This window comes from Bacteroidia bacterium (assembly GCA_025056095.1).
Classification (GTDB): Bacteria; Bacteroidota; Bacteroidia; order JANWVE01; family JANWVE01; genus JANWVE01.
Genome location: JANWVW010000311.1, coordinates 1 through 2,117, shown reverse-complemented (window position 1 = coordinate 2,117; position 2,117 = coordinate 1). Strand labels below are relative to the sequence as shown.

2 protein-coding genes are annotated in these 2,117 nt (G+C 35.6%); one reads left to right on the top strand and one right to left on the bottom strand.

Going from position 1 to position 2,117, the window contains the following annotated elements:
• Positions 1 to 185, bottom strand: a 185-nt coding sequence (locus NZ519_13720; GenBank protein MCS7029812.1) for a hypothetical protein, incomplete at its 3' end; no start/stop codon positions are given.
• 230 nt (positions 186 to 415) lie between these two features.
• Between NZ519_13720 and NZ519_13715 the strand changes: the two genes are divergently transcribed.
• Positions 416 to 1,984: a PglZ domain-containing protein gene (locus NZ519_13715; protein MCS7029811.1), complete on the top strand. Its 1,569-nt coding sequence runs from the start codon at positions 416 to 418 to the stop codon at positions 1,982 to 1,984.
• The last annotated feature ends 133 nt before the right edge of the window (positions 1,985 to 2,117 follow it).

The window sequence follows — 2,117 nt, the reverse complement described above, 5'->3', positions numbered from 1 at the left end:
TCACTTGTTGGATGCGGAATACCCGTACAATCAAAATAAAGCGCTAATACAATACGATATGCATTGGGGCCACCTGCAGGATAGCATTCAAACATAATTTCGCCCCCTGCATAATGTGTAGCATATAGGTTTGTAGAAAAGAATATAACAAGAGCAATAGTTGCTTTAAGCAATTTAAAAGACATATCTATGTTATGCGCTACTTTTTGGTATAAGATACAAAGATAAAAAAGTTGATATAATTTTACAAGTTCTTGTACTAATCCGAATGGCTATCCAAAACTAAGTTAGTCAAATGTTTAATGTATTTGTACTTACAACGCAAATACAAACAAGCCGTTTGTTTACAACACTTAACTTAGCTTAGCTTTTGGAACTAACTGTTAGTTTCAGCAAGTTTGTGTAACTTTGCACTATGTCAAAAATAAAAATATTGTGGGCAGATGACGAGATTGACCTGTTAAAGCCGCACATTCTTTTTCTATCTCAAAAAGGCTATGAAGTTAGTACTGCGGAGAGTGGCTATGAAGCTATTGAAAGTATAAGAAATGAGCACTTTGATATCGTATTTCTAGATGAAAACATGCCTGGGATTACAGGATTAGAAGCACTTTCCAAAATTAAGTTATTCAAACCGAATCTACCCGTAGTGATGATTACAAAAAGTGAAGAAGAGCAAATTATGGAAAGTGCTATTGGAAATAAAATCGCAGATTATCTAATAAAGCCTGTTAATCCTATGCAAATATTATCAGCTTGCAAAAAGATATTAGATAACAAACGCTTGGAATCTCAAACCGCAATGGAACGCTATCAACAAGACTTTAAATTACTTAATGAAATAATGTCCTATAAACTCAACGCAGCACAATGGGCAGAAGTATACAAACGTATAGTCTTTTGGGACACAGAGTTAGTAAATAGCAAAGACAACGGCATGATTGAAGTATTGAACACCCAAAAAAATGAAGCTAATGTCAATTTCAGTGATTTTGTGGAAGAAAATTATATTTCTTGGATCAAAAACCCCGATGATGAAGACACTCCCTTACTCTCCCCTTTCTTGATGAGAGAAAAAGTTTTTCCCCATTTAGAGGATTCAAGCATAGAATCAGTATTTTTCGTTTTAGTGGATTGTATGCGATTTGATCAGTGGAAAACTCTACAACCTACACTTGAAAAATACTTCAATGTTACAGAAGAGTCCACGTATTATTCCATTTTGCCCACAGCTACAGGATATTGTCGTAATGCTATTTTTGCAGGTATGTTTCCTTCTGAAATTGCCCAAAATTTTCCACAGTACTGGGTAGATGATGATGAAGCGGAAGGAAAGAATTTACACGAAGCTGAATTACTCGCTTATCAGCTCAAACAGTACAGAATAAATGAAAAATTTACTTACAAAAAAGTAATTAACTACCAACATGGCAAGGAGTTACTTGAAAATTTGAAAGACCTCTACCATTACAGGCTAAATGTGATTGTCTATAATTTTATTGATGTTTTATCTCATAGCCGAGCAGAGCTTAATATGATACGCGAACTTGCCCGAGATGAAGCTGCTTATCGCAGTTTGACCCAATCTTGGTTTGAGCATTCTCCCTTGTTAGATATATTCAAGGAGCTTTCACAAAGAAAAGTCCGTATTGTTCTTACTACCGACCACGGCAGCATTATGGTAACTAAACCTACTCGCATTGTGGGAGATAAAGATACAACCACAAATTTACGTTACAAGCATGGTAAAAACCTTAGCTATGAACAATCTCGCCATGTGTTTACAATAAAAAATCCATTAGAAGCTAAATTGCCAAAAACTAATGTTACTTCTACCTACGTCTTTGCCAAAGAAAATTATTTCTTTGCTTATCCTAACAATTACAATTATTACGTAAATTACTACAAGGACACTTTTCAGCACGGGGGCATATCTATGGAAGAGATGATTGTTCCTGTAATTACTTTGGACACAAAATATTAGTTACAAACATTCAAAAGTTAAAAACATAGTAGCTATTGAACGTGTAGAAAAAGTTTATTTTTTGGGCGTGCCCTTGTGGGCAAAAGCCCACAAGGTCGGCGTGCTTCGGGCTACGCTGACGCTTCGGTGCTGC

What these genes read in the sequence shown, in the direction of transcription:
- NZ519_13715 (MCS7029811.1), top strand. Translation starts at nt 416, where the DNA reads ATGTCAAAAATAAAAATATTGTGGGCAGATGACGAGATTGACCTGTTA.